General features: G+C 72.3%; 19 protein-coding genes and 1 pseudogene. 2 read left to right on the forward strand and 18 right to left on the reverse strand.

Features of this window, described 5'->3' with window-relative positions; all coding sequences use genetic code 11:
* Positions 1-76: 76 nt before the first annotated feature.
* Together ACFYZB_RS35760 and ACFYZB_RS35765 are read right to left on the reverse strand one after the other, a co-directional pair.
* The gene (locus tag ACFYZB_RS35760; protein WP_388765615.1) at positions 77-3,106 is read right to left on the reverse strand and encodes an EAL domain-containing protein; all 3,030 of its coding nucleotides are present in this window, start codon (positions 3,104-3,106) and stop codon (positions 77-79) included.
* A 380-nt stretch (positions 3,107-3,486) separates the two neighbouring features.
* Complete coding sequence (locus tag ACFYZB_RS35765; protein ID WP_388765617.1) at positions 3,487-4,428, reverse strand: 2-hydroxyacid dehydrogenase; 942 nt, start codon at positions 4,426-4,428, stop codon at positions 3,487-3,489.
* A gap of 76 nt (positions 4,429-4,504) precedes the next feature.
* Here ACFYZB_RS35765 and ACFYZB_RS35770 point away from each other — a divergent pair, with 76 nt between their 5' ends.
* Positions 4,505-5,503, forward strand: coding sequence for an aldo/keto reductase (locus ACFYZB_RS35770; RefSeq protein WP_388765619.1), 999 nt, complete (start codon positions 4,505-4,507; stop codon positions 5,501-5,503).
* A 137-nt stretch (positions 5,504-5,640) separates the two neighbouring features.
* Entirely contained in the window at positions 5,641-6,810 is a 1,170-nt protein-coding gene (locus tag ACFYZB_RS35775) for a PQQ-dependent sugar dehydrogenase (protein WP_388765621.1), read from the forward strand.
* Between the two features lie 37 nt (positions 6,811-6,847).
* Here ACFYZB_RS35775 and ACFYZB_RS35780 read toward each other — a convergent pair whose 3' ends face one another.
* From ACFYZB_RS35780 to ACFYZB_RS35855, 16 genes and pseudogenes are all read right to left on the reverse strand, one after another.
* Complete coding sequence (locus ACFYZB_RS35780; RefSeq protein WP_388765622.1) at positions 6,848-7,066, reverse strand: DUF6191 domain-containing protein; 219 nt, start codon at positions 7,064-7,066, stop codon at positions 6,848-6,850.
* A 49-nt stretch (positions 7,067-7,115) separates the two neighbouring features.
* Complete coding sequence (locus ACFYZB_RS35785; RefSeq protein ID WP_388765747.1) at positions 7,116-10,157, reverse strand: AAA family ATPase; 3,042 nt, start codon at positions 10,155-10,157, stop codon at positions 7,116-7,118.
* 245 nt (positions 10,158-10,402) lie between these two features.
* A complete protein-coding gene (locus ACFYZB_RS35790) occupies positions 10,403-10,594 on the reverse strand; it encodes a hypothetical protein (protein ID WP_351212768.1) in 192 nt (63 codons plus the stop codon).
* Positions 10,595-10,791: 197 nt separating this feature from the next.
* The gene (locus tag ACFYZB_RS35795; RefSeq protein WP_388765625.1) at positions 10,792-11,403 is read right to left on the reverse strand and encodes a hypothetical protein; all 612 of its coding nucleotides are present in this window, start codon (positions 11,401-11,403) and stop codon (positions 10,792-10,794) included.
* 58 nt (positions 11,404-11,461) lie between these two features.
* A complete protein-coding gene (locus ACFYZB_RS35800) occupies positions 11,462-12,037 on the reverse strand; it encodes a GNAT family N-acetyltransferase (RefSeq protein WP_388765626.1) in 576 nt (191 codons plus the stop codon).
* Positions 12,015-14,246: an MMPL family transporter gene (locus ACFYZB_RS35805; RefSeq protein WP_388765628.1), complete on the reverse strand. Its 2,232-nt coding sequence runs from the start codon at positions 14,244-14,246 to the stop codon at positions 12,015-12,017. The genes ACFYZB_RS35800 and ACFYZB_RS35805 overlap by 23 nt, the downstream gene beginning before the upstream one ends.
* Positions 14,247-14,518: 272 nt before the next feature.
* Complete coding sequence (gene gatB, locus ACFYZB_RS35810; RefSeq protein ID WP_388765630.1) at positions 14,519-16,033, reverse strand: Asp-tRNA(Asn)/Glu-tRNA(Gln) amidotransferase subunit GatB; 1,515 nt, start codon at positions 16,031-16,033, stop codon at positions 14,519-14,521.
* Positions 16,034-16,049: 16 nt separating this feature from the next.
* On the reverse strand, positions 16,050-16,289 hold the full coding sequence (locus ACFYZB_RS35815) for a hypothetical protein (protein WP_351212758.1): 240 nt from the start codon (positions 16,287-16,289) through the stop codon (positions 16,050-16,052).
* Positions 16,286-17,785, reverse strand: coding sequence for an Asp-tRNA(Asn)/Glu-tRNA(Gln) amidotransferase subunit GatA (gene gatA, locus ACFYZB_RS35820; protein WP_388765632.1), 1,500 nt, complete (start codon positions 17,783-17,785; stop codon positions 16,286-16,288). The genes ACFYZB_RS35815 and gatA overlap by 4 nt, the downstream gene beginning before the upstream one ends.
* Before the next feature lie 5 nt (positions 17,786-17,790).
* Positions 17,791-18,087 carry an Asp-tRNA(Asn)/Glu-tRNA(Gln) amidotransferase subunit GatC gene (gatC, locus tag ACFYZB_RS35825; RefSeq protein WP_004925108.1) on the reverse strand — a complete coding sequence of 99 codons (297 nt, stop codon included), beginning with the start codon at positions 18,085-18,087 and terminating at the stop codon, positions 17,791-17,793.
* 94 nt (positions 18,088-18,181) lie between these two features.
* The gene (locus tag ACFYZB_RS35830; protein ID WP_351212754.1) at positions 18,182-18,676 is read right to left on the reverse strand and encodes a cupin domain-containing protein; all 495 of its coding nucleotides are present in this window, start codon (positions 18,674-18,676) and stop codon (positions 18,182-18,184) included.
* A gap of 26 nt (positions 18,677-18,702) precedes the next feature.
* Positions 18,703-18,864, reverse strand: a pseudogene (locus tag ACFYZB_RS35835) (DUF4267 domain-containing protein); the annotation flags it as partial.
* A gap of 22 nt (positions 18,865-18,886) precedes the next feature.
* The gene (locus ACFYZB_RS35840; protein ID WP_388765634.1) at positions 18,887-21,133 is read right to left on the reverse strand and encodes a putative bifunctional diguanylate cyclase/phosphodiesterase; all 2,247 of its coding nucleotides are present in this window, start codon (positions 21,131-21,133) and stop codon (positions 18,887-18,889) included.
* A gap of 262 nt (positions 21,134-21,395) precedes the next feature.
* Positions 21,396-23,588 carry an NAD-dependent DNA ligase LigA gene (gene ligA / locus ACFYZB_RS35845; protein WP_388765637.1) on the reverse strand — a complete coding sequence of 731 codons (2,193 nt, stop codon included), beginning with the start codon at positions 23,586-23,588 and terminating at the stop codon, positions 21,396-21,398.
* Between the two features lie 15 nt (positions 23,589-23,603).
* Complete coding sequence (locus ACFYZB_RS35850; protein WP_388765639.1) at positions 23,604-24,611, reverse strand: methionine synthase; 1,008 nt, start codon at positions 24,609-24,611, stop codon at positions 23,604-23,606.
* A 31-nt stretch (positions 24,612-24,642) separates the two neighbouring features.
* Positions 24,643-25,341 carry an SDR family oxidoreductase gene (locus ACFYZB_RS35855; RefSeq protein ID WP_388765641.1) on the reverse strand — a complete coding sequence of 233 codons (699 nt, stop codon included), beginning with the start codon at positions 25,339-25,341 and terminating at the stop codon, positions 24,643-24,645.
* Between the last annotated feature and the right edge of the window lie 5 nt (positions 25,342-25,346).

Here is a 25,346-nt window from a genome sequence, read left to right on the forward strand (position 1 = left end):
CTCAGCCGACGCGCTGTCCAAGTACGAGAATTCGGGTGCGCATGGCACTGACCCTCCCCCCGACGCGCACCACGTGTCAAGTGGGTGGGACGGGAGTCTCAGAATGTGAGCGAAGGGCACTGCCGCCTCCGAAGACAGCCGTAACACCCCCTGTGTACACCCCCGAGCGGCCCTTCGGCTCGCTCACACTCCCCGCGAACGCCGGTTCGGCGGGCGCGTGCGGCACCGGGTAGTGGCCGGATCCGAGCGCCCGGCGCAGCCGGTACTCGTCCAGCGCCCCCGCGAACGCCATGCCCTGCCCGTGCGTGCAGCCCATCGCTCGCAGCGCGACGACCTGCTCCGGCAGGTCCACGCCCTCGGCCACGGACTGCAGACCCAGATCGCCGGCGATCCGCAGCAGACCGCTGGTGATCTTGTGCAGCCGTGCGGACTCCACGACGCCCTCGACCAGGGTGCGGTCGAGTTTCAGGAGGTCCACGGGGAGCCTTCGCAGGGCGGTGATGGCCGCGTGGCCGCTGCCGAAGCCGTCCAGCGCGATCCGCACCCCGAGCCGGCTGAGCGCGGTCAGCCGCCGCTCCAGCTCGTCCAGGGAGATCCGCGGATCGGTGTCGGACAGCTCGAGGTGCAGCGCGCCGGGCGGCAGCCCGTGCCGGGCGAGCAGCGCCTCCACGGAACCGAGCGGCATCGAGCGGTCCAGCAGACGCCGGGCGCTGATCCGGACGGCGACCGGTACGACGGCCCCGGTGGCGGCCCGTTCGGCGGCCTGCTCGACGGCCTCCTGCAGGATCCAGCGGTCGAGCTCGGCGGTCTTGTCGCCGTCCTCGGCCACTCGGAGGAACTCGGCCGGGGTGAACAGCACCCCCTGCGAGGAGCGCCAGCGCGCCTGCGCCGAGACCGCCGTGATCCGGCCGCTCGCCAGGCACACCACCGGCTGGTGCAACAGGGCGAACTCGCCGTCGTGCAGTGCGGCGCGCAGCCGGGTGGCCAGCTCCGCCTTGCGTACGACGTCCTGCTGCATCTGCGGCTTGTACAGCTCGACCCGGCCCTTTCCGGCCGCTTTCGCGCGGTACATCGCGAGGTCGGCGTTGCGCAGCAGCTCGCCCGCGCCGAGGCCCGGCTCGGCGAAGGCGACTCCGATGGAGGCGTTGACCCGGACGTCCTGGCCGTCGATCGCGTACGGCTGGGAGAGGGTCACCCTGAGGCGGTCGGCGAGCTCCAGGATGTTCCGCTCCCGGGCCGCACGGTCCCGGGTGCCGTCCCCGACGATCAGGGCCGCGAACTCGTCGCCGCCCAGCCGGGACGCGGTGTCCCCGTGCCGGACCGCGTCCTGGAGTCTGCGGGCGGCCTGGACGAGCAGTTCGTCCCCGGCCTGGTGCCCGATCGTGTCGTTGACGGCCTTGAAGCCGTCCAGGTCGATGAAGAGCACGGCCGTGCCCCGCAGGGCGGCGCCCCGGTCGGTGGCGCGGCGGCCGGACACGGCCTGCTGCACGCGCCGGGTGAACAGCGCGCGGTTGGGCAGGTCGGTCAGCGGGTCGTGCTCGGCGTTGTGCTGCAGCTGTGCCTGCAGGCGGACGCGCTCGGTGACGTCCCGGCTGTTGAAGATCAGGCCGCCGTGGTGGCGGTTGACGGTCGACTCGACGTTGAGCCAGCCGCCGTCGCCGGACCGGAAGCGGCACTCGATGCGGGTGGTGGGTTCGTCCTGGGGGCTGGCGGCGAGGAAGCGGCGCACCTCGTGCACCACGCAGCCCAGGTCCTCCGGGTGGATGAGGCCGGCCAGTTCCGTGCCCACCAGGTCCTCGGCGGGGCGGCCGTAGACCCCGGCGGCGGCCGGGGAGACGTACCGCAGGACGCCGTTGGGCGCGGCGATCATGATCACGTCGCTGGAGCCCTGCACCAGGGAGCGGAAGTGGTTCTCCTTCTGCGCCAGTTCCTGGGTGAGGGTGATGTTGTCCAGCAGCATGATGCCCTGCCGGATGACGAGCGCGAGCACGACGGCTCCCGCGGTGATCAGCACGACATGGTCGGGTCGGCGCCCGTTGAGGACGTTGTACAGGATGCCCAGGGTGCACACGGCGGCGGCGAGGTACGGGGTGAGGGCGGCGAGGGAGCCGGCGAGCGGCCGGCCGGCCGGATACCGGCTGTGATCACCACCCGGGGCGGGCACGGGCACATGGTGGTGGCTCGCGCCGCGCTGTCCGGGCACGTGCTCGTGGACCACGCGCGTGTGCCCGTCCGGTACGTGCGCCTCCTGTGCGCCCTTGCGGCGGGGCGCGGCCCAGGGGGCGTAGGCGAGCAGCAGCGAACCGGCGAACCAGCCGGCGTCCAGCAGCTGCCCGGAGTGGTAGCTGCTGTGCAGCAGCGGCGAGGTGAACAGCGCGTCGCACATCACGGTCAGTGCGAGCGCGCCGATCGCCGTGTTCACCGCGGTGCGGTTGCCCGGGGTGCGGCGGAAGTGCAGCGCGAGCACCATGCTGACCAGCGCGATGTCGAGCAGCGGGTACGCCAGCGACAGCGCGGTGTGCGCCACGCTCGGTCCGTCGAACCGGGCCGCCTGGGCGAGCGCGAGGCTCCACGACAGGGTGAGCAGCGAGCCGCCGATCAGCCAGGCGTCCAGCGCCAGACAGATCCAGCCGGCCTTGGTCACCGGCCGCTTGGCGAGCACCAGCAGGCCCACGATGGCGGGCGGCGCGAAGCACAGGAAGAACAGGTCCGCGTAGGACGGGCTGGGCACGGGCCGGCCGAGGACGACCTCGTACCACCCCCAGACCGCGTTGCCGAGGGAAGCCATCGCCGAGGAGAGGGCGAACAGCAGCCAGGCCGAGCGGAAGCGGACGCGCGGACTGCGGGCGTACAGGAAGCAGGAGACGGCAGCGGTGCCCGCCGCGGCGGCCAGCCCGAAGTCGCCCATGATCAGCGCCAGTTCGTCCGTGCCCCAGTCGAAGGCGGCCCCGACGGCGTAGGCCGCGCAGACCAGGGCGAGAACGAGCTGCTCCTTCGTGCGCGTGCCTTCGCCGGCGGCCGGCCGGCGGAGCGACGGCGCCTGCTGCGGATGCGGTGCGCGCACCGTCGTGTCGAGGGCGGTCGTCACCGAGGGCGGCGCGCTCACCGGGGCCTCCCGGTCTGAGCCGCTCCCGGGTCCCGACGGTCCCGGTGCGCTGGGTGTGCATGCCTCCTGCGGCCGCTGTGCCTGCGCTGCTGGTGGCTGTGGTGGCTGGTGTGGTGACCACGTCTGCGCGTGGTCGTGCGCCAGGGTCGTCGGCGGCTCCGCCGCGTCGGATCGTTCGTCCATAGGCCGTGCATCGCCCGTCGCCCCCCTCACAAATCTGAAATGTCCATCCCCGGCGCCGAACGGTCGGCGGCAGCCCCTGTCGGGACGATACACCAGGATCGTCACTCAGGGACATAGCGTCTCTACGCTCCGTGACGACCAGCGGGGATGCGGGTACGGGCCGCGTCCGAGGGGTTGCGGAGGGTGCCGGAACCGGACTAGGCCCCTGTCGTCACGATCACGTTTCGCAGCGGCTCGTGGTTCACGTAGCGGGTCAGCTGGTCGACGAGCAGCCGCTTCGCGCGTGGCAGGAAGGCGGAGGTGGGCCCGCCCACGTGGGGGCTGATGAGCACGCCGGGGGCCTGCCAGAGCGGGTGCCCGGGCGGCAGCGGCTCGGGGTCGGTGACATCCAGGGCCGCGGTGACACGTCCGCTGTCCAGCTCCGCGAGCAGCGCCTTGGTGTCCACGACGGGACCGCGCGCGACGTTCACGAGCAGGGCACCGTCCTTCATCCGCCCCAGGAACTCGGCGTCGACCAGCCCTCTTGTCTCCTCCGTCAAGGGCGTGGAAAGGATCACGACGTCGGCGTGTGGAAGCAAAGAAGGCAATTCGGTGAGCGGATGCACCGGACCGCGCGCCGTGGTGCGCTTGGAGCGCGCGACGCGCGCCACCCGCGCGAGTTCAAAAGGCGCGAGCCGGTCTTCGATGGCTTCGCCGATGGAGCCGTAGCCGACGATGAGGACGGACTTGTCGGCGAGGGCCGGCCGGAACCCGCCGAGCCACTCGCCGCGCTCCTGGGCCCGCACGAAGTCCGGGATGCCGCGCAGGGAGGCGAGGACCAGGGTCAGCGTCAGCTCGGCGGTGCTCGCCTCGTGCACCCCGCGCGCGTTGCACAGCCGCACGCCGGGGCGCAGGTGGTGCAGGCCCTGCTGCACATGGTCGATCCCGGCCGACAGCGTCTGTACGACCTCGACGGAGGTCATCTCCGGCAGCGGGCGCACGCCGATCCCGGCGGGCTTCATGTAGGGCACGACGTAGAAGGAGCAGTCGGCCGGGTCGGCCGGGAACTCCTCGCCGCCGTCCCAGAACAGGTACCGGAGCCCCTCGGGAAGCCCCTCGATCTCCTCCGGCGCTATGGGAAGCCACACGTCAGCACTCATGGCATGGAGGCTATGTCAGGTACGCGCGCGTGCAGAGGTTAGGTTGGGGGCCGGGCAGAGGGAGGTTCACGAGCAGGTGGAGCGCAGGACGATCGGCGCGGGGGCGCTCGCGGTGGGGGCCGTCGGACTCGGGTGCATGCCGATGAGCTGGGCGTACAGCGGGTCGCGGCAGCGGGGCGACGCATCGCTGAGGACCGTGCACCGGGCGCTGGACCTGGGCTCGACCCTGCTGGACACGGCGGACATGTACGGCCCGTTCACCAATGAGCTGCTGCTGGGCCGGGTGCTGAAGGAGCGGCGCGCGGAGGCCTTCGTGTCCACGAAGGCGGGGCTGCTGGTGGGCGAGCAGCACATCGTGGCCAACGGCCGTCCCGGATATGTGAAGCGGGCCTGCGACGCTTCCCTGCGTCGCCTCCAGACGGACGTGATCGACCTCTACCAGCTGCACCGCGCCGATCCCGAGGTCCCCATCGAGGAGACGTGGGGCGCGATGGCCGAGCTGGTGCGGGCCGGCAAGGTGCGGGCACTGGGCCTGTGCGCGGTGGGCGCGCGCGGCGGCCGCCGCTCGGGGGCGGGACTGCACGACGGCACGTTGCGGCAGTTGCGGCGGGTGCAGCAGGTGTTCCCGGTGGCCGCGGTGGAGGCGGAACTGTCGGTGTGGTCGCCGGAGGCGCTGCAGGCGCTGCTGCCGTGGTGCGAGGCGCGGGGCGTGGGTTTCCTCGCGGCGATGCCGCTGGGCAACGGCTTCCTGACCGGCACGCTGACCCCCGGTGAGGGCTTCGAACCGGACGACGTCCGGGCCCGGCACCCCCGTTTCACCGCCGAGATGATGGCCGCCAACCAGCCGATCGTCGCGGGCCTGCGCCGCATAGCGCGCCGCCACGGCGATCACGTCACCCCGGCCCAGGTGGCCCTGGCCTGGGTCCTGGCGCAGGGCCGCCATGTGATCGCCCTTCCGGGCACCAAGCAGGAACGGTGGGCCGTGGAGAACGCGGCGGCGGGCGACCTGCGGCTGACCGAGGACGACCTCGGGGAGGTGTCGCGGCTGCCGGCGGCCCGAGGGTCGTGGGACTGAGGGGGCCCGGCGGTCGAGGCGGGTCCGTGAGGGTGGGGGGTACCCGGCGGTGGAAACGGGGAGCCTGGAACCGAGGGCACCCTGCGCGCTGTGCGCGCCCTGCGCACCTGCCGCCGGATGACCGCCTCGAAGGGACCGTGATCGTGCAACGACGAGCTGTGCCGGCCGTGTTGGCCGCGGCCGCCCTCCTGCTGACGGCCGGCTGCTCCTCCGACGGGGGAGGGCCTCCTGGCGGCTTCGGGGGGCCGGCGGCCAGGGGTACGGCACCGGGCACGGCCCCCTCCGGCCGCACCACCGAGCCGGCACCGCCGGCCAAGGGTTCGGTGAAGGTGCTGCGCACCGTGGCCGAGGGCCTGAAGACACCCTGGGGCCTGGCCCCGCTGCCCGGCGGCGGTCTGCTGGTCTCCTCCCGTGACGACGGCACGATCACCCGGATCGACGAGAAGACGGGCCGCAAGACCGAGCTGGGCACGGTCTCCGGGGTCTCCCCGGCCGGCGAGGGCGGGCTGCTGGGCATCGCCCTGTCCCCCGACTACGCCTCGGACCACATGATCTACGCGTACTTCACCTCGGCCTCGGACAACCGCATCGTCCGCGTGCTGTACGACGAGCGGAAGCCGCCCGGTGAGCAACTGGGCGCTCCGGACACGGTGTTCAAGGGCATACCCAAGGGCCGGGTCCACAACGGCGGCCGGATCGCGTTCGGCCCGGACGGCATGCTGTACGCGGGCACCGGCGAGAGCGGCGAGCGGGGCCTGGCGCAGGACAGGAAGTCCCTGGGCGGCAAGATCCTGCGCCTGACCCCGGAGGGCGAACCGGCGCCGGGCAACCCGTTCCCCGGCTCGCCGGTGTATTCCTACGGCCACCGCAACGTCCAGGGTCTGGCGTGGGACGACCGGCAGCGCCTGTTCGCCTCGGAGTTCGGGCAGGACACCTGGGACGAGCTGAACGCGATCAAGCCGGGCGGGAACTACGGCTGGCCGAAGGCCGAGGGCAGGTCCTCGAACCCCGCCTTCCAGAACCCGATGGCCCAGTGGCACACCGACGACGCCTCCCCCAGCGGCATCGCCTACGTCAAGGGTGTGATCTGGATGGCGGGCCTGCGGGGACAGCGCCTGTGGCGCATCCCGCTCAAGGGCACGGAGGCCTCGGCGGCACCCCAGGCCTTCCTCACCGGCGAGTACGGCCGGCTGCGCACGGTGGTCGCGGCGGGCGGCGACAGGCTCTGGCTGGTGACCAGCAACACCGACGGCCGGGGCCGGCCGACGAAGGGGGACGACCGGGTGCTGGAGGTGGCGGTGCAGTAGCGCTCGCGCTCAGGTGACGTACCGCTCGCCGGACCGTTCACGCGGATTCGGGTCTTCCCTCCGGACCCTCCTTCTCCTCCGCCTCGGCCGGCGATGGCTCCGGCAGTCGTATGACCGCCTTCCCGGAGGCCAGGTCTATCGGGCCCCGTCCCGGGTCGTTGTCGCCGACGTCCTCGCGGGTCAGCTCCAGGCGGTTCTGTTCGTCCCGGGTGTGTTTGCGGCCGGGTGCGAACAGTTCCTCGAAGGCGTTGAACACGGCCCCTCCCCCGCTTTCTCCCCCTTGCGGCTTTTCTTCAGCGTAGATCTCAGCCCGTCGTTCCGGCAGTGAGCGTCTCGGCCGGGAACAGCCCCAGCCGGTGCGCCATCGCCGCCGCCTCGCCCCGGCCGGAGACGCCGAGCTTGCCGAGGATGTTGGAGACATGGACGCTCGCGGTCTTCGGGGAGATGAACAGCTCCTCGGCGATCTGGCGGTTGGTGCGGCCGGCCGAGACCAGGCGCAGCACGTCCCGCTCCCGGCTGGTGAGGCCGAGGGCCGCGGCCGGGTCGGCGGAGGCGAGGGCCTGCCGGGGCGTGCGGGTCAGGGTGAGGCGGGCGCGCTGGGCGAGCCGGGCGACGGTGTCGGCGAGAGAGCGGGCGCCGAGGTGGGCGGCGACGGCGGCGGCCAGCCGGAGCAGTTCCACCGCGCGGTCGCGTTCGTCGTCGCCGCCGTCGGCCAGGAGCGCTCCGGCGAGACGGTTGCGGACCCGGGCGAGCTCGTAGGGGCGGTCCAGGCACTCGAAGGCGGTGACGACCGGCGACCAGTCGTCGGCCGTGTCCGTGCCCTCCGCGCGGCGCAGCTCCGCGCGGGTCCACCGGTCGTAGGCCTGCCAGAGGGGGGCGCCGGTGGTGAGCGTGCGCACGGCTTCGCGCAGGCGCTCGAGGGTCTCGGCGCGGCCGGGTTCGGCAGCGGGCAGGGCACGGGCCTCGGCCTCCGCGGTGGCGGCGGCCCGCAGCAGCGGCCAGCCGTAGCGCTGGGTGCCGGGCGGGAAGCCGTCGTCCAGGGCCCGGTGCAGTTCGGCGCGGGCGTCGGCGATGCGGCCCTCCTCGGCGGCGACACCGAGGGTGACCCGGGCCAGGGGCAGGGCGTGCTGGGGCATGGGGTCATGGGTGCCGTAGTGGGCGCGGGCGGCGGCGAGTTGGCGGCCCGCCTCGGTGAGGTCGCCACGGGCCAGGGCGAGGTGCGCCAGGAGCAGGGCGCCCATGCCACGGGTCTTGGCGCTGTGGCCGGCCCCGGTCGCGTGGGTGGCGGCCTCGGCGGCCTCCGCCCAGTCGCCGAGCGAGTACAGCGTCTCGGACAGGTTGCCGCGTATCCAGGACTCGGAGTCCAGCAGCCCCTGTCTGCGAACGAAGGCGATGCCCTCGCGCAGGAGGGGGAGGGCCTCCCGGGCGCGGCCGATGCCCTGCAGCTGGGAGGGCAGGTTCACATAGGCGCGGCCCGCGACGTGGTGCACGCCCTCCGCGAGGGTGTCGCGCAGCACCTGCCGCATCTCCGCCAGGCCCGTGTCGGTGTCGCCGGAGTCGACCTTGAGGCAGCCCAGGGTGAGACGGGCGTGCAGTTCGATGTCGCGGGCGCCGACCATGCGCGCGTACTCCACGGCGCGCTCGGCGGCGGCGAAGGCATCGGGTCCCGGCCGGTGCAGCATGGACCAGTTGGCGGCGAGGGCCAGCACCTCGGCGTGCACCTCGGACGGTGGCAGGCCGCGCACCAGGTCCTGGGCGGTGGCCAGTTCCTGCCGGCCGTCGCCGCGGGCCTGGGCCTGGACGAGCCGGGAGCGCTGCACCCAGAACCAGGCGGCGCGCAGGGGGTCCGGCTCGTCCTCCAGGAGACGCAGCGCGCGCTTGGTGATCTTCAGCGCGCGTTCCCGCTCGCCACCGAACCGGCCGGCGACGGCTGCCTCGGCCATCAGGTCGAGATAGCGCAGCGGGGTGGCGGCCGGGTCGCAGCCGCACGGGGGATAGACCTCGGTGTAGTCGACCGGGCGCAGGGCGGAGCGCACCTCCTCCGGGGCGCTGTCCCACAGCTCCATCGCCCGCTCCAGGAGCCCGAGTTGCTCGGTGTAGGCGTGCCGGCGGCGGGCCACGACGGAGGCGTCCAGGACGGCGGGCAGGGCCTTGGCGGCGTCGTGGGCGTGGTACCAGTAGCTGGCCAGGCGCATCACCCGGGCGTCGGCCGGGACGAGCGCGGGACCGGCCTCCAGGGCTTCGGCGTAGCGCCGGTTGAGCCGGGAGCGTTCGCCGGGCAGCAGGTCGTCGGCGACGGCCTCGCGGACCAGGGAGTGCCGGAAGCGGTAGCCGTCGCCGGCCGGGGTGACGGTGAGGATGTTGGCGCCGACGGCGGCCCGCAGCGCCTCGATGAGGTCGTCCTCGGCGAGCTGGGCGACGGCGGCGATCAGCCGGTACTCCACGGTGGAGCCGCCCTCGGCGACGACCCGGGTGACCTGCTGGGCGCTCTCGGGCAGCGCCTCGACCCGGACCAGGAGCAGGTCGCGCAGGGAGTCGGTGAGTCCGGTGCAGCAGCCGTCGCAGGCGGCGACGGCGAGTTCCTCGACGAAGAAGGCGTTGCCGTCGGAGCGTTCGAAGATCTCGTCGACCTGGGCGGGGTCCGGTTCGGCGGCGAGGATGCCGGCGATCTGGCGGCCCACCTCCTCGCGGGTGAAGCGGGCGAGTTCGATACGGCGGACGGTGCGCAGCCTGTCGAGTTCGGCGAGCAGCGGGCGCAGCGGGTGGCGGCGGTGGATGTCGTCGGAGCGGTAGCTCGCGAGGACGAGGAGGCGGCCGGCGCGCAGGGTGCGGAAGAGGTAGGCGAGGAGGTGGCGGGTGGAGGCGTCGGCCCAGTGCAGGTCCTCCAGGACGAGCACGACCGGGTGTTCGGCGGCGACCCGTTCCAGCAGCCGGGCGGTGAGCTCGAACAGGCGGGCCATGCCCTGCTCGTCGTGGCGGCCGGCGCCGGCCTCGCCCAGGTCGGGCAGGAGGCGGGCCAGTTCCCCCTCCTGTCCCTGCGCGGCCGCGGCGAACTCCGCGGGCAGGGCGTCGCGCAGGGCGCGCAGCGCGGTGGAGAAGGGCGCGAACGGCAGGCCGTCGGCGCCGATCTCCACACAGCCGCCGACGGCGACGGCCGCGTGCCGCCCGGCGGCGTCGGCGAACTCCTCGACGAGGCGGGTCTTGCCGACCCCCGCCTCGCCGCCGAGCAGCAACGCCTGGGGCTCGCCGGCGCGGGCGCGGGCGAGCGCGTCGTTCAAGGTGTTCAGCTCGTCGGTGCGGCCGACGAACACAGGGCTGACGGACCTGGTCTCCACGGGCCCGAGCATCGCACGGGGTGCGGACGGCACGGCAGCGGTTTTCCACAGGCCCGGTGCGATCGTCGTACCGGCGACCGGGAGGGTCGTATCAGCAGACGGAAGGGTCGTACGACTGGGGCGGGCAGTCGTACGGCCCTGGTCCGGGAGGTCAGGACGATCCGGCAGGTCCGCAAGGCCCGGAGGGCGGCCGACCCCCGTACGGCCACCCTCCGTCCCGGCCCCGTTCGTCCCGGCTCCGCCCGACGGTCCGGTGCTCACGCGGTGCGCGGGACACGGCGCCGGCGGGGCCGGTCGGTATGGGACTCGGCGACCGCGCCGGCGTGGCCGGCGGAGCCCTCGCGGCGGGCGGCGCGGCGGGCCCGGGCGGCCTCGCGGGCCAGGCGCACCTGCTCGGCCTCGTGGATCAGCTGGGCGGAGCGCATCTTGTGGTACTCCAACTCGATCATGACGTGTCCTTCGGGGAGAGCCGGTGTCGTGCGTCGCTTTCTGCGATGCCTCCACCTTCGTCTCCCAGGGGGGTGCGCCACATCGGGAGAGTTCCGCATCTTCGGGCGGCGTACGGGCACGCACGCACGCGTAAGGGGCCTCAGGGAGTCCGTAAGGTGCTCTCGGATTCCCTAAGGCCCCTGGGACCTGCGGTTTCTCAGCCGGTCGAGGGCAGGGCGAGCAGGGCGTCGGAGTACTTCAGAACGGCCAGCAGCAGGCCGACGACCCCGAGTGAGACACCGGCCCACGCGACCGACCTGGTCCAGGGCGCCTGCGGGCGGCCCGGAGCGCCGAAGGCGGGCCGGGCGAGCACGACCACGCCGGTGAGCAGCGCGGCCAGCGCGAACAGGCCGGCCCACAGGGCGGTGCTGTGCCAGGCGTTGCCGTAGACCGCCTTGATCTGGGTGGCGACGCTCGCCGTGGAGGAGGTCCGCAGTTGGCCGATGAGCTGCTCGCGGGCGCCGGCGACGGTGCCGATCCAGCCGCCGCTGAGCGAGACGAGGCCCAGGGCGGCCGAGACGACGGCACCGGCGCCCTGTCCCACCCCGGAGGGCGCCTTGTCCGGCGCGGGTTCCTGCTCCCCGGCGGCTTCCTCCACGGAAGCCGCCTCCTCGACGGCCCCCTCCTCGACGGCGTCCGCCCGCCCCGAGCCGTCCTCAAGGACCTCCGCCCGTCCGGCTTGTTCCTCGGTGGTGGCGGCCTCCACCGCCGTCTCGTCGCCCTGCGCCTCGGTGCCGGCCTCGGCGCCTTCCACTGTCTTCGTAGCCATGCCCGGCACCGTACGGACCCTGTCTGAGAGGTCCCTTAATGATCGCAAACAGTGATCGTCAGCGATCGTCGTGCGCGGTACGCGCGCGTGCCGCGCGCCATTCGGGGGCGAGCACCGACCAGATCTCGGTGTCGTGCCGGACGCCCCGGTGCCGATGGTTCTCCCGGAGCACGCCGTCCCGGGTCATCCCCAGCCGCCGGGCGACGTTGATGCTCGGCAGGTTGCCGGAGGCCGCGTGCCACTCCACGCGGTGGATGCCCCGCTCCTCGACCGCCCAGTCGATGAGCAGGCGCATCGCCCGGGTGATCAGTCCCCGTCCGGTCGCGGCGGGCTCCAGCCAGCAGCCGACCTCGCAGTTGCCCCGCTCGGCGTCGAAGTTCAGTGTCAGCACCCCGCCGACGAGCTTCCCGTCCAGCCAGATGCCGTGGTAGGAGGCGCTGTCGGCGGCGCGCAGATCGGCGTACCGGCGGAGCGTCTCCCGGGCCGAGGCCGGGTCCGTGACCTGCGAACCGAACGGGATGAACTGCCCGATGAACTCCCTGCCCCGGTCCAGGTGGGCGAGGAACTCCTCCGCGTGCCACACCTCCAGGGGCCGCAGTTCGGCGCCGTCGTCACCCAGGGATATCGCGTACATCGCGCTGCTCTTCCTTCCGCAGTTCCGCCACCGACACCGCGCCGAGCCTCTCATGCGCGACGCGGCACTCGGGCGGCTCGATGCTGAGGCGGGGCAGGCGGCGCTCGAGCCAGGCGGGCAGCCACCAGTTGGCGGCGCCGAGCAGATGCATCAGGGCGGGCACGAGGAGGGTGCGCAGGACGAAGGCGTCCAGGGCGACGGCGGCGGCGAGCGCTATGCCGAACATGGCGATCACGCGGTCGCCGCTGAGCACGAAGGCGAGGAAGACCGAGATCATGATGATCGCGGCGGAGTTGATGACGCGGCTGGTCTCGGCGAGGCCCACGCGGACGGCGCGCCGGTTGTCACCCGTTTCCAGCCACTCCTCGTACATCCGGCTGACCAGGAAGACCTGGTAGTCCATGGAGAGTCCGAAGAGGACGGACACCATGATCACCGGGAGGAACGGCTCGATGGGCCCGGCCCGGCCGAGGCCGAGCAGTTCGCTGCCCCAGCCCCACTGGAAGACCACGACGACCACGCCGAACGCGGCGGCCACGGCGGCGATGTTCATCACGGCAGCCTTGAGCGGGATGCCGAGCGAGCGGAACGCGACGAGCAGCAGCAGACAGCCGAGTCCGATGACCGCGCCGACGAACAGGGGCAGTTTGCCGACGATCACATCCGCGAAGTCGTCGTAGCCGGCGGTGACCCCGCCGACCTGGATGTCGAGCGAGGTGCCGGTCTCCGCGCGCGGCAGCACCTTCGTGCGCAGCCGGTCCACGAGGTCGCTGGTGTGCTGCGACTGCGGCGCGGAGTCGGGGACGACGGTGAGGTAGGCGGTGCCGCCGCCGGTGTCGTAGGTCGCCGGGGTGACGGAGGAGACGCCCGGCGTGGCCCGCAGGGTCGTGTCGAGGTTGTCCAGGGCGAGCCGGTCGGCGGCGCCGTCCACGCGGGTGACCAGGGTGAGCGGTCCGTTCACTCCGGGCCCGAAGCCCTCGGCGAGCAGGTCGTAGGCCTTGCGTGTGGTGGCGGTGCGCGGGTCGTTGCCCTGGTCGGAGGTGCCGAGGTGGAGGGAGAGGGTGGGCAGGGCGAGCAGGGCGACGACGGCGACGGCGAGCGAGCCGAGCAGCTTGGGTCGGCGCTCGACCAGCGCCGACCAGCGGGCGGCGAGACCGGTGGGCAGCTCCGGGCGCGGCCCGTGCGCGGCGAGCCGGCGTCGCTCGCGGCGGCTGAGCGCCCGGGGGCCGATGTACGACAGCAGGGCGGGCAGCAGGGTGACGGAGGCCGCGACGGTGAGCACGACCGTCAACGAGGCGGCCACGGCGACCCCGTTGAGGAAGCTCAGCCTCAGTGTCAGCATGCCCAGCAGGGCGATGCACACCGTCGCACCCGCGAAGACGACCGCGCGTCCGGTGGTGGCCACGGCGTTCACGGCGGCCTCGGTGACACTCAGGCCGCGTTTCAGTCCGCGCCGGTGTCTGGTCACTATGAACAACGCGTAGTCGATGCCGACGCCGAGGCCGATGAGCATGCCGAGCATGGGCGCGAAGTCGGCGACCGTCATGGCGTGGCCGAGCAGGCCGATGCCGGAGTAGGCGGTGCCGACGCCGACCAGGGCGGTGGCGATGGGCAGGGCCGAGGCAGCGAGCGAGCCGAAGGCGAGGAACAGTACGACGGCGGCGACGAGCACGCCGACCAGCTCGGCGGTGTGTTCGCGCGGGGACGCCGTGAGCCCGATGGCACTGCCGCCCAGTTCCACCTGGAGCCCGTCGCTCTCGGCGGCCTTGGCGGTGTTCACCACGGCCTGGGCCTGGGCCTTGCCGATGTGCTCGGATTCCTGCGCGAAGGTGACGGTGGCGTAGGCCGTGTGGCCGTCGGCGCTGATCCGGTGGGCGCCCTGGCCGCCGTACGGGCCGGTCACCGAGGCGACGCCGGGCAGCGAGGCGATCCGGTCCAGGGTGCGGGTCATGGTCTGCTCGACGCCGGCGGCACGGACGGTGCCGGTGGCGGTGTGCCAGACGACGGTGTCGCTGTCACCGCCCAGGCCCGGGAAGCCCTCCTTGAGCAGCTGCGCGGCGCGGCCGGCCTCGGTGCCGGGGACGTCGTAGGCGTTCGAGTACGACGAACCGGCCACGGCCGCGGCCGTGGTGACTCCGCCGAAGGCGAGGAGCCACAGCAGCACGGCGATCAGCCGATGCCGGACACACCAACGGGCGAGGTCTGCCACGGACGTGCTCCCAGAAGTGCGATTTTTGGATCTTTGGCCGGGAACGATCGTCCATAAACTGAACAGCCCGCAAAGAAGGTATGAGCAATCAGAAGACACTCTTGCAGGCGAAAGTGATCGTTTGCGACGATCATGGGCTTATTCACCGGAGTGGGAGCGACATCACAGGACACTCCAGCGAACTCTGTCGCCTCATAAGGTCCTTATAAGCGAGCGAGGGGCAGTACACCGGGTTCGGTGCACTGCCCCTCGGGATCGTTCCGCGCTGCCGCTCAGCCCTCGCCGACGCCCAGCTTCTGAAGGATCAGCTCCTTGACGCGGGCCGCGTCGGCCTGCCCCCGGGTCGCCTTCATGACCGCGCCGACCAGGGCACCGGCCGCGGCCACCTTGCCGCCACGGATCTTGTCCGCGACGCCCGGGTTGCCGGCGATGGCCTCGTCGACGGCGGCGGTCAGCGCGCCCTCGTCGGAGACGACCTTCAGACCGCGCTTGTCGACGACCTCTTCCGGGGTGCCCTCGCCCGCGAGGACGCCCTCGATGACCTGGCGGGCCAGCTTGTCGTTCAGGTCGCCCTTCGCGACGAGCTCGGCGACCCGGGCCACCTGCGCCGGGGTGATCGCCAGCTCGTCCAGCGCCTTGCCGGACTCGTTGGCGCTGCGCGCCAGTTCACCCATCCACCACTTGCGGGCGGAGGCCGCGTCGGCACCGGCGTCGATCGTGGCGACGATCGGGTCCAGCGCACCGGCGTTGAGGATCGCCTGCATGTCGGTGGTGGAGATGCCCCACTCGGCGAGCAGCCGGGTGCGGCGGGCCAGCGGCATCTCGGGCAGGGCCGCGCGGATCTCCTCGACCCACTCACGGGAGGGGGCGACCGGGACGAGGTCGGGCTCCGGGAAGTACCGGTAGTCCTCGGCCTCCTCCTTCGTACGGCCGGAGGTGGTGGAGCCGGTGTCCTCGTGGAAGTGGCGGGTCTCCTGGACGACCTTGCCGCCGTCGTTCAGCACGGCGGCGTGGCGCATCACCTCGAAGCGGACCGCGCGCTCCACCGACCGCAGGGAGTTGACGTTCTTCGTCTCGCTGCGGGTGCCGAACTTCTCGGCGCCCTTCGGCATCAGCGACAGGTTGACGTCGCAGCGCATCTGGCCCATCTCCATGCGGGCCTCGGACACGCCGAGGGCACGGATGAGCTCGCGCAGCTCACGGACGTACGCCTTCGCGACCTCGGGGGCGCGCTCGCCGGCGCCGACGATCGGCTTGGTGACGATCTCGATGAGCGGGATGCCGGCGCGGTTGTAGTCGAGGAGGGAGTGCTGCGCGCCGTGGATACGGCCCGTGGCGCCGCCGACGTGCGTCGACTTGCCAGTGTCCTCCTCCATGTGGGCGCGCTCGATCTCCACGCGGAAGGAGGTGCCGTCCTCCAGCTGGACGTCGAGGTAGCCGTTGAAGGCGATCGGCTCGTCGTACTGGGAGGTCTGGAAGTTCTTCGGCATGTCCGGATAGAAGTAGTTCTTCCGGGCGAAGCGGCACCACTCGGCGATCTCGCAGTTCAGGGCGAGACCGATCTTGATCGCGGACTCGACTCCGGTCGCGTTGACGACCGGGAGCGCGCCCGGCAGGCCGAGGCAGACGGGGCAGGTCTGGGTGTTCGGCTCGGCGCCGAGCGCCGTCGAACAGCCGCAGAACATCTTGGTCTTGGTGCCGAGTTCGACATGGACCTCGAGGCCCATGACGGGGTCGTACGACGCCAGCGCGTCCTCGTACGACACCAGGTCGGTCGTGGTGGTCACGGTGAAAACTTCCCTCTCAGCCCAGCAGGACGTCGTCGTCGCCCAGCCGCTTCAGCTCACGGCAGAGGATCGCGAGGCCGGTCACGATGGCCACGGCGGAGACCGTGGCGTCGATCAGCCGCAGCGTGTCGTGCTCGGCGCGGGCCTTCTTGATCTGCTTGGCGACACCGAACGCGCCGAACGCGGTGGTGGCCATGGACAGGTACGTACCGGACTTGGACTTCTTGAAGTCCTTGGCCTTCGACAGCTTGCTCACAGCGACGGTGCCTCCTCCAGCAGCGGGTGTCCCCACTTTTCCACGAAGGCGGCCTCGACGGCGGCGCCCACCTTGTACAGACGGTCGTCCTGCATCGCCGGGGCGATGATCTGCAGGCCCACCGGGAGGTTGTCCTCCGGGGCGAGGCCGCAGGGCAGGGACATGGCCGCGTTGCCCGCCAGGTTGGTCGGGATGGTGCACAGGTCCGCGAGGTACATCGCCATCGGGTCGTCGGCGCGCTCGCCGATCGCGAAGGCGGTGGTCGGCGTCGTCGGCGAGACGATGACGTCGACCTGCTCGAAGGCCTTCTCGAAGTCACGCGTGATGAGCGTGCGGACCTTCTGCGCGGAGCCGTAGTACGCGTCGTAGTAGCCGGAGCTCAGGGCGTACGTGCCGAGCATGATGCGGCGCTTGACCTCGGGGCCGAAGCCGGCCTCGCGGGTCAGGGAGGTGACCTCCTCGGCCGAGTGGCCGCCGTCGTCGCCGGTCCGCAGGCCGTAGCGCAGGCCGTCGAAGCGGGCGAGGTTGGAGGAGCACTCGGAGGGCGCGATCAGGTAGTACGCCGACAGGGCGAGGTCGAAGGACGGGCAGTCCAGCTCGACGATCTCGGCGCCCAGCTCCTTCAGCAGCTCGACCGACTCGTCGAAGCGCTGGATGACACCGGCCTGGTAGCCCTCGCCGCGGAACTGCTTGACCACGCCGACGCGCATGCCCTGCACGGAGCCGTTCTTCGCGGCCTCGACGACCGGCGGGACCGGGGCGTCGATGGAGGTGGAGTCCATCGGGTCGTGCCCGGCGATGACCTCGTGCAGCAGGGCCGCGTCGAGAACCGTGCGGGCGCAGGGGCCGCCCTGGTCCAGGGAGGACGAGAACGCCACCATGCCGTAGCGGGAGACCGCGCCGTACGTCGGCTTCACGCCGACCGTGCCGGTGACGGCGGCCGGCTGGCGGATGGAGCCGCCGGTGTCGGTGCCGATGGCGAGCGGAGCCTGGAAGGAGGCGAGCGCGGCGGAGGAACCGCCGCCCGAGCCGCCGGGGATCTTGGTGAGGTCCCACGGGTTGCCGGTCGGCCCGTACGCGCTGTTCTCGGTGGAGGACCCCATGGCGAACTCGTCCATGTTGGTCTTGCCGAGGATGACGACGTCGGCCGCCTTCAGCTTCTTGGTGAGCGTCGCGTCGTACGGCGGGATCCAGCCCTCGAGGATCTTCGAGCCGACGGTCGTGGGCACGCCCTCGGTGGTGAAGATGTCCTTGAGCGCGAGCGGGACGCCGGCCAGCGGGCCGAGCTTCTCGCCACGGGCCCGCTTCTCGTCCACGGCGCGGGCCTGGGCGAGGGCGCCCTCGCGGTCGATGTGCAGGAAGGCGTGCACCTTCTCGTCGACGGCCTCGATCCGGGCGAGGTGGGCCTCGGTGACCTCGACGGCCGTGAGCTCGCCGGAGGCGATCTTCTCGGCGATCTGCGCGGCGGTGAGCCTGATGATGTTGCTGTCCGTCATGGTGGTCACTCCTCCCCCAGGATCTGCGGCACCTTGAAACGCTGCTGCTCCTGGGCCGGGGCGCCGGAGAGCGCCTGCTCGGGGGTGAGCGAGGGACGGACCTCGTCCGGGCGCATGACGTTCGTCAGCGGGAGCGGGTGCGAGGTCGGCGGTACGTCTTGGTCGGCGACCTCGCTGACGCGGGCGACCGCGCCGATGATGTCGTCCAGCTGGCCCGCGAAGTGATCGAGCTCTTCGGGCTTCAGCTCCAGACGCGCCAGCCGGGCGAGGTGGGCGACCTCCTCGCGCGTGATGCCAGGCATGCAGCGTTCCTCTGGGGTGAGTGTGTGTGGTTTGGGGCCAATCCTATGGGGCGGGGCGGGGTGGCCGTGAAACGGTTTCCCCGGGCCCCGCCGCTCAACGGTGTCGCCCCTCCCAGGCCGCGCTCTTCAGGAAGTGGTTGTCGTACAGCTCCTGGACCTCCAGGATGCTCTCCGGGGTGGCCTCGCCGAGGCGGATCCGCTGGAGGTGGCGGAAGTACTCGAAGCGCTCGACGCCCGGGGCGATCACGATCAGGATGTCGGCCGGGCTGCCGGGGGCGGCGGCGAAGGCGTGCGGCCGGTCCGGCGGGACGATGACCAGGTCGCCGCGCCGGGCGGTGACCACGTCGTCGCCGGACAGCACCTCCGCCTCGCCGTCGAGCAGGAAGAACATCTCGGCGGAGTTGTGGTGCACGTGCGGGCGGGCGCCGTCCGCACCCTCGCTGAGGGTGACCCGGACGGTGGACAGTGCGCCCCCGGCGGCGCTGCTGTCCGCGAGCAGCTTGACGGTGGTGGGCGCCTGGCCGACCACCTCGGCCTCCGCGTCCCGGACGAGGACGGTGTCGTCGAACTTCGGAACGAACAGCGACATGATGCGTTTCCCCCTGTCGGATGCCGTCAGACCGCGAAGAGCAGTCCGGCACTGATCAGTACAACGATCGCGGTGGCGAAGTGGATCCCGAACGCGACGCCCTTCGTGCCGCCGTTGCGCAGGACTGTCACGGTGTCACCGAACGGTACGAGTGCCACAGCGACCATGAACCACGCCTCCGCGTGGGCCGCCCGGCGGGGGGAGAGAGAACTACTCGGCCGCGGGCAACGCTGCGCGCGGCCGCTGCCAGCCACGGGACCCCCGCGCCCGCAACCACGCCGTCGTCTCCTCGGGCGGCATCGCCGCGGCCACGAGCCATCCCTGAACGGCGTCACACCCGAGGTCGCGCAGCCGCTCCCAGGTCTCGTCGTCCTCCACGCCCTCGGCGACGACGAGAAGACCGAGCGAATGCGCGAGATCCACCGTGCACCGCACGATCTCCGCATCCTCCGCGTCGACCGCCAGCCGCGCCACGAACGACCGGTCGATCTTCAGCTCGCTCACCGGCAGCCGCCGCAGGTGCACCAGCGACGAATATCCGGTGCCAAAGTCGTCCAGCGACATCTTCACGCCGTGCCCGGTCAGCCCGGCGAGGGTGTCCGCGGCCCGCTGCGGATCCTCCAGCAGCACATGCTCGGTGATCTCCAGCTGCAAGGCCCCCGCAGGGACCCCGTGCCGGGCCAGCCGCGCGGCGACCGACCCCGCGAAGCCGGGCGTGTGGACATCGCGCGGGGAGACGTTGACGGCGACCGGGACCCGCAGCCCCTGCGCGCGCCACTTGGCGACCTGCGCGAGCGCGGTCTCCAGGACGTACTCGGTCAGATGGGGCATCAGCCCGGAGGATTCGGCGATCGCTATGAACTCGTCCGGCGGAACCTTCCCGCGCTCGGGATGCACCCAGCGCACCAGCGCCTCCAGGCCGGCCACCTGACCGTCGAAGCGCACCTTGGGCTGGTAGTGCAGCTGCACCTCGTGCGCGTCCAGCGCCCGGCGCAGATCCCCGAGGAGGCCGAGCCGGTCGGGGGTGTTGGAGTCCCGCTTGGACTCGTACACCTCGACGCCCGTACGGTCCCTCTTCGCCTGGTACATCGCCACGTCGGCCCGGCGCAGCAGCCCTTCGGCGTCCAGGGCGTGGTCGGGGAAGACCGCGACGCCGGCGCTGGCCTCCAGGACGAGGGTGAGGCCGTCGAGGTCCAGCGGGGAGCTGAGCGCGGCGACGAGGCCGCGGGCGACGCGGGTGGCCGACGTGGTGGAGTCGGCTACGGGCAGTAAGACGGCGAACTCGTCGCCGCCGAGCCGCGCGGCCTCCGCTCCGCGCGGCAGGGCGAGCCGCAGCCGGTCGGCTATCTGGAGCAGCAGCCGGTCACCGGCGAGATGACCGAGGGTGTCGTTCACCGACCGGAAACGGTCGAGGTCGATCAGCATGAGGGCGGAACGGGCGCCGATGCGTTCGGCGTCGTCGAGGGCCGTCCAGATCCGCTCCAGCAGCCACTGCCGGTTGGGCAGTCCGGTCAGCGGGTCGCGCAGCTGCTCCTCGGCGCGCGCGCGTGCCATCCACAGGGTGGAGTCCAGGGCGATGAGCGGGATGGCGAACAGCGGGAGCAGGACCGGCCCGGCGTCGGCGACGACACACAGCAGCGGTGCGATGCCGAGCAGCGCGACGGCGACCAGGCCCTGTCTCACCAGGGCGGTGCGGGCCACGGTGGGCACTTTGCCGCCGCGCGGGGCGTAGAGGTACCACTGCAGGCCGCGGCTGACCGCGAGGTAGGCGACGGCGGCGAGGACCACCTCGGGCGCGGCGGCGAAGCTCCAGCTGTCGGGCCGCCAGGGCGACTCGACGCTCGGGACGCGGCCGAACGCGCCGAGCAGCAGCGCGCCGGCGCCGATGCCGAGGATGTCCACCGCGCCGTGCAGCACACCCTGCCGCACGTGGTGGCGCCGGGCGATGCCGACCAGGACGACGACGGTGAGGCTGACCATGCCGGCGGGCACCCAGCCGTACAGGAGCAGGACGGCGAGGGTGAGGGCGGCGCCGGAGCCGGTGCCGCGCCACCAGCGGGCGCGGCCCAGCATGACGAGGTGGCCGACGATGACGCCGGTGAGCAGGGCCAGCGACCAGCCGACGGTGCCGCTCGGGAACAGGGCGTGGTGGCCGGTGAAGGCGCGGTAGAAACCGGCACCGAGGACGAACGCGGCGGCGGCCACGACGACCGCGGGCAGGGTGGGCCAGGTCAGGTGCCGTTCGGGATCGGCGTCGGCACCGGTCAGGGCGGGGGCGGGCTCGATGGCCACGGGTATGGGCGGGTGGGCGTCGGCGGCGGTGCCCGGTCCGGTCGCGCGGGCCCGGCCGCCCGTGCGGCCGTGGCCCCGCGCCGTCCATCGGGTCGCGCACCAGGTGCCCGCGCGACGGCGCAGGCGCAGCCGTGAGTCCGGGGCGACGCTCTCGGTCGGTTCCATTCCCGTCCCTCTCACAGCCGGCGGTGCCCACGCCACGCGGCCCGATGTCCGACAGCCATCAGCAGCTCCGCGTTGAAGAAACCTTCCCCGCACGCCGGGAGCGCACGGAGATGCCCCAACCGCAGCTGGGCACGGCAGGTGCACATCTCAACAGTAGGCCGCGGAAGGCTTCCACGGGCACCGGTCGTCGACGGTTGCCCGAAAGCGCCCGGGCCACCCGTATGCAACTGATATGCGCCGATCGGGTGGCCTTCAACCGCTACTACTCGGTCGTAAGCGCGACTTCGGCCGCCGCCTCGGGTCCCTGTTCCAAGAGGACGCCGAAACCGTCCTCGTTCAGGACCGGAACCTTCAATTGCATGGCCTTGTCGTACTTCGATCCGGGGTTGTCACCCACGACGACGAACGAGGTCTTCTTCGAGACCGATCCGGTCACCTTCGCGCCCCGGCTCTGCAGGGCCTCCTTCGCGCCGTCGCGGGTGTGGTTCTCCAGGGTGCCGGTGACGACGACCGTGAGCCCCTCCAACGGGCGCGGGCCCTCGTCCTCGCCGGTCGAGGCGTCCTCCAGCGGAACTCCGGCGGCCTTCCACTTGCGGACGATCTCGCGGTGCCAGTCCTCGGCGAACCACTCCTTGAGGGCGGCGGCGATGATCGGGCCGACGCCGTCGGTGGTCGCGAGCTCTTCCTCGGTGGCCTGTTCGATGCGGTCGACGGAACGGAACTCGCGGGCGAGGGCCTGCGCGGCGACCGGTCCGACGTGCCGGATGGACAGGCCGTTCAGGAAGCGCGCGAGCGGGCGGGACTTGGCCGCCTCGATGTTCTCCAGCAGCGCGAGGGTGTTCTTCTTCGGCTCGCCCTTCTGGTTGGCGAACACCGTGACGACCTTCTCCTCGCCCGTCTTCGGGTCCCGCTTGGGCAGACCGCTGTCGGGGTCGAGGACGTAGGCCTTGATGGGCAGCAGCTTCTCCACCGTCAGGTCGAACAGGTCGCCCTCGTCCACCAGCGGCGGGTCGGCCGGTTCCAGCGGGCGGGTGAGCGCGGCGGCGGCCACCGCGCCGAAGTGCTCGATGTCCAGGCACTCACGGCCGGCGAGGTACGACACGCGCTCGCGCAACTGGGCCGGGCAGGTGCGGGCGTTGGGGCAGCGGAGGTCGATGTCGCCCTCCTTCATGGGCCTGAGCGCCGTGCCGCACTCGGGGCACTCGCTCGGCATCACGAACTCCCGCTCGCTGCCGTCCCGCAGGTCGACCACCGGGCCGAGGATCTCCGGGATGACGTCACCGGCCTTGCGCAGCACGACCGTGTCGCCGATGAGGACGCCCTTGGCCTTGACGACCTCCTGGTTGTGCAGGGTGGCGAACTCGACCTCGCTGCCGGCGACCGTGACCGGCTCGACCTGGGCGTACGGCGTGACCCGGCCGGTGCGGCCGACGCCCACTTTGATGTCGACGAGTTTGGTGTTGACCTCTTCCGGCGCGTACTTGTAGGCGATCGCCCAGCGGGGCGCACGCGCGGTGGAGCCGAGGCGGCCCTGGAGGCGGATCTCGTCGAGCTTGACGACGACACCGTCGATCTCGTGCTCCACGGAGTGGCGGTTCTCGCCGTAGTGGGCGATGAACTCGCGTACGCCGTCGAGGCCGTCGACCACGCGGTTGTGCGGGGAGGTGGGCAGGCCCCAGGTCTTGAGCAGGTCGTAGGCCTGGGAGAGGCGGGTCATGCCCGTGAAGCCCTCCAGGGCGCCGATGCCGTGGACGACCATGTGCAGCGGGCGGGTGGCGGTGACCCGCGGGTCCTTCTGGCGCAGCGAACCGGCGGCGGCGTTGCGGGGGTTGGCGAACGGCTTGTCACCGGCGGCGACCAGGCGTTCGTTCAGCTCGAGGAACTTCTCCATCGGGAAGTAGACCTCGCCGCGGATCTCCACGAGGTCGGGCACCTCGTCGCCGCCGAGGCGGTCCGGGATCTCGGCGATCGTACGCACGTTGGGCGTGATGTCCTCACCGGTGCGGCCGTCGCCGCGGGTGGCCGCGCGCGTGAGCCGGCCGTTCTCGTAGGTGAGGTTGACCGCGAGGCCGTCCACCTTCAGCTCGCACAGGAAGTGGTAGTCCTGGTCCCCCAGTTCGCGCGCGATGCGCTCGGCCCAGGCGGCCAGCTCGTCGTCGTTGAAGGTGTTGTCGAGGGACAGCATCCGCTGGCGGTGCTCGACCGCGGTGAACTCCGTCGCGTACGACCCCGCGACCTTCTGGGTGGGCGAGTCCGGGGTGCGCAGCTCCGGATACTGCCCCTCCAGGCCCTCCAGAGTCTTCAGGAGCTTGTCGAACTCCGCGTCGCTGATGACGGGAGCGTCCTTCACGTAGTACCGGAAGCGGTGCTCCTCGATCTGCTCAGCGAGCTGCGCGTGCTTGTCACGTGCCTCGGCGGGCACTGCCGTCTCCGCCTGCTGCTTGTCGCCGGCCACCGTGTTGTCCTCCCGTTACTCTGGGTTGTCCGCGAGGGATCTCGCCGCCCGGACGCAGTGGGCGAGGACCTGGCGTGCGTAAGCGGGGGAAGCGCCCGCCAGACCGCACGCCGGGGTGACCGTGACCGCCTCCGCGAGCAGCCCCGGACGCAGCCCCAGCCTGCGCCACAGCGTCCTGACACCCATGACGCTACCGGCAGGGTCTGACAACGGGCCGTCCGTGCCCGGCACGACACCGGTGAACAGCCGCGTGCCGCCCTCGACGGCCTCGCCGATCGCGTCGTCGTCACGTTCGGTGAGCAGCGAGAAGTCGAAGGAGACACCGGCCGCGCCGGCCCGCCGCAGCAGGGCGAACGGCACGTCGGGGGCGCAGGAGTGGACGATCACGGGACCGTCGCCGTGCGCCCCGATGACATCCCGCAGGGTGGCCTCCACGAGCTGCCGGTCCATGGCCCGGTGCGTGCGGTAGCCGCTGGCGGTGCGGACCTGTCCGCGCAGGACGGCGGTGAGGGAGGGCTCGTCGAGCTGGAGCACGAGCCGGGCGCCGGGGACGCGCCGCCGGACCTCGGCGAGGTGCAGGCGCAGGCCCTCGGCTAGGGAGGCGGCGAGGTCACGGCAGGCGCCCGGGTCGGAGAGGGCGGCCTCGCCGTTCTTCAGCTCGAGCGCGGCGGCGAGCGTCCACGGCCCGACCGCCTGCACCTTCAGATCACCCTCGTAGCCCTGGGTGAACTCCTCCAGGGCGTCCAGGTCCTCCCCCAGCCAGGACCGCGCCCGCTTGGTGTCCCGGCCCGGCCGGTCCCCGATGCGCCAGCCGCTGGGCTCCACGCGCGCGTACAGCTCGACGAGCATCCCGGCGGTACGGCCGACCATGTCGGCGCCGGGACCGCGCGCGGGCAGTTCGGGCAGGAAGGGGAAGTCCTCGAAGCTGCCGGTGACGGTCTTGGCGGCCTCGCGGGCGTCGTCACCGGGCATGGACCCGACGCCGGTGGCCCCGGCGAACCTGAACTGGCTGTTTTCGCTCACCAGGGAAGCCTACGGAACCCCCCGGCCGGGGTCAGCGCCCCGGGCGCACCGTCAGGTCGTTGACCTCCGCGTCGAGGGGCAGGTCGAGGGCCATCAGGATCGTCGTGGCGACCGACTCGGGGTCGATCCACTGCGAGGCGTCGTACTCCTTGCCCTCCTGCTGGTGGACCTTGGCCTGCATGGGGCTGGCCGTGCGGCCGGGGTAGACCGAGGTGACCCGGACGCCGTTCGCGTGCTCCTCGTGGCGCAGGGAGTCGGCGAGGGCCTTCAGGCCGTGCTTGGAGGCGGCGTACGCGGACCAGCCCGCGTGGGCGTTGAGGCCGGCGCCGGAGTTGACGAAGATCACATGGCCGCGGGCCGCACGCAGCTGGGGCAGGAAGTGCCGGGTCAGCTCGGCGGGGGCGATCAGGTTGACGTTCAGCTGGTGGCGCCAGGACTTGGGGGTCAGGTCGCCGACCTCGCCCAGGTCGACGACACCGGCGACGTGCAGGAGGGAGTCCACCCGGTCCGGGAGCGTCTGGTGGGAGAACGCCCAGGACAGCTTGTCCGGGTCCGCGAGGTCGCCGACCAGGGTGCGGGCGCCGGGGAACTCGGCCGCCAGTTCCTTCGCGCGGCCCGCGTCGCGCGCGTGCAGCCACAGTTCCTCCCCGCGCGCGTGCAGACGGCGGGCGACGGCCGCGCCGATGCCGGAACCGGCCCCGGTGATCACATGAGTAGCCATGCCCGCCATGCTCG

Origin of the sequence: Streptomyces sp. NPDC001852, assembly GCF_042891825.1 — a bacterium.
GTDB lineage: Bacteria > Actinomycetota > Actinomycetes > Streptomycetales > Streptomycetaceae > Streptomyces.